The sequence below is a fragment of the Pseudomonas sp. EA_65y_Pfl1_P113 genome (genome assembly GCF_963970525.1).
GTDB lineage: Bacteria > Pseudomonadota > Gammaproteobacteria > Pseudomonadales > Pseudomonadaceae > Aquipseudomonas > Aquipseudomonas tritici.
Genome location: NZ_CAXAQM010000248.1, coordinates 1 through 598, shown reverse-complemented (window position 1 = coordinate 598; position 598 = coordinate 1). Strand labels below are relative to the sequence as shown.

Sequence of the window (598 nt, the reverse complement as noted above, 5' to 3'; positions counted from 1 at the left end):
CTCGACAGCGTCGTCTATGTGATCGACCGCCCCGCCCCATGATCGAGACGCCGCGCCTTACCTTGCGCGGCTGGCGCGAAGCCGATGTCGCGCCGTTCCATGCAATGGGCCAGGACGAAGAGGTCATGCGCTATCTCGGCCCCTTGATGACGCTCGACCAGGCGCGCGCGGCCTATGAACGTTGCGTCGCGCGGCAGGCCGAAGCGGGCTGCTGCTTCTGGGCGATCGAACGCAAGAGCGACGCCGCCTTTCTCGGGTTTTGCGGCCTGCAGCAGGGATATGACTTTCTCGAAGGCGAGATCGAGATAGGCTGGCGCTTGCGCCGCGATACGTGGGGGCAGGGCTATGCGCGCGAGGCGGCCGAGGCGAGCCTGGCCTGGGGCTGGGGCCATCTGGATGCACCGCGCATCACCGCGATCACCGTCGCCGCCAACACGCGCAGTTGGGGCCTGATGGAGCGGCTCGGCCTCTCCCGCGTCGAAGGCGGCGATTTCGATCATCCCGCTGTCCCGGAGGGCAGCCCGCTCAAGCGCCACATTCTCTATCGCATCGATCGGCCTGCCTGATGTCCATACGCCTGGTTCGCCCGCTTTTCGTC

General features: G+C 66.9%; 1 protein-coding gene. It reads left to right on the top strand.

All coding sequences use genetic code 11. The annotated features are described in order from the left end of the window. Positions 1–566 (top strand): GNAT family N-acetyltransferase (locus tag AACY52_RS29410; protein ID WP_339561235.1); only part of this gene is annotated, 566 nt, incomplete at its 5' end. Positions 567–598: the final 32 nt, after the last annotated feature.